Annotated in this window: 2 protein-coding genes; both read right to left on the bottom strand. The window is 69.6% G+C overall.

What is annotated here, in order from left to right:
- Complete coding sequence (locus tag AB0I23_RS41465; protein WP_359118445.1) at positions 1-963, bottom strand: electron transfer flavoprotein subunit alpha/FixB family protein; 963 nt, start codon at positions 961-963, stop codon at positions 1-3.
- A gap of 95 nt (positions 964-1,058) precedes the next feature.
- Positions 1,059-1,446, bottom strand: a 388-nt coding sequence (locus AB0I23_RS41460; RefSeq protein ID WP_436847085.1) for an electron transfer flavoprotein subunit beta/FixA family protein, incomplete at its 5' end; no start/stop codon positions are given.

The raw sequence follows: 1,446 nt of genomic DNA, 5'->3' as shown, positions 1-1,446 counted from the left end.
TCAGCCCTTGCGGGAGTTGACCTCTTCGGTGAGCTGGGGGACGACCTGGAAGAGGTCGCCGACGATGCCGTAGTCGGCGAGGTCGAAGATCGGGGCCTCGGTGTCCTTGTTGATCGCGACGATGGTCTTGGAGGTCTGCATGCCGGCCCGGTGCTGGATCGCGCCGGAGATACCGGAGGCGATGTAGAGCTGCGGGGAGACGGACTTGCCGGTCTGGCCGACCTGGCTGGAGTGCGGGTACCAGCCGGCGTCGACCGCGGCACGCGAGGCACCCACGGCCGCGCCGAGCGAGTCGGCGAGCGCCTCGATGATCGCGAAGTTCTCCGCACCGTTGACACCACGGCCGCCGGAGACCACGATCGCGGCCTCGGTCAGCTCCGGGCGCCCGGTCGACTCGCGCGGGGTCCGGGACAGGACCTTCGTGCCGGTGGCCTGCGCGGAGAACGTGACCGGCAGCGTCTCGACCACACCGGCGGCCGGGGCCGGCTCGACAGGCGCCGAGTTCGGCTTGACCGTGATGACCGGGGTGCCCCGCGAGACACGGGACCTGGTCGTGAACGACGCGGCGAACGCGGACTGGGTGGCCACCGGACCCAGCTCACCGGCCTCCAGATCGACCGCGTCCGTGATGATCCCGGACCCGATCCGCACCGCGAGCCGGGCCGCGATCTCCTTGCCCTCCGCGGAGGACGGGACCAGCACCGCGGCCGGGGACACCGCCTCGTACGCGGCCTGCAGCGCATCGACCTTCGGCACGACCAGATACTCGGCGAACTCCGGCGCCTCAGCGGTCAGAACCTTGACCGCACCATGCTCGGCGAGCACCGCCGCGGTACCGGCCGCACCACCGCCCAGCGCGACCGCGACCGGGTCACCGATCCGCCGGGCCAGCGTCAACAGCTCCAAAGTGGGCTTGCGGACAGCACCGTCCACGTGATCGACATAGACGAGAACTTCAGCCATGGGACTTCAATCTCCTACGGAAACGAGAGTGAGAGGGATGTACGGGACCGAACAGGCCGACCGGACGGACGAACCACCGGCCCGCAAGGCCGGACCTAGATGAACTTCTGACCCGCAAGGAACTCGGCCAGCCGCTTGCCGCCCTCACCCTCGTCCTTGACGATCGTGCCCGCCGTACGGGCCGGACGCTGCGCCACGGAATCCACCGCCGTCCACGCACCCGCCAGACCCACCTCGTCCGCCCCGATCTCCAGATCCTCCAGGTCCAGGGACTGAACCGGCTTCTTCTTCGCCGCCATGATCCCCTTGAACGACGGGTACCGCGCCTCACCGGACTGGTCCGTCACCGACACCACCGCCGGCAACGACGCCTGCAGCTGCTCACTGGCACTGTCCCCGTCCCGACGCCCGGTCACCATGCCGCCCTCGACCCTCACCTCGGACAACAGCGTGACCTGCGGAACACCCAGACGCTCCGCCAGC

The sequence above is a fragment of the Streptomyces atratus genome, assembly GCF_040655115.1.
Taxonomy (GTDB): Bacteria; Actinomycetota; Actinomycetes; order Streptomycetales; family Streptomycetaceae; genus Streptomyces; species Streptomyces atratus_D.
This window is presented reverse-complemented; position numbering and strand designations above follow the sequence as displayed.

Excerpts from the sequence above, each read along its gene's own strand:
- AB0I23_RS41465 (WP_359118445.1), bottom strand. The coding sequence starts at position 963 with ATGGCTGAAGTTCTCGTCTATGTCGATCACGTGGACGGTGCTGTCCGC.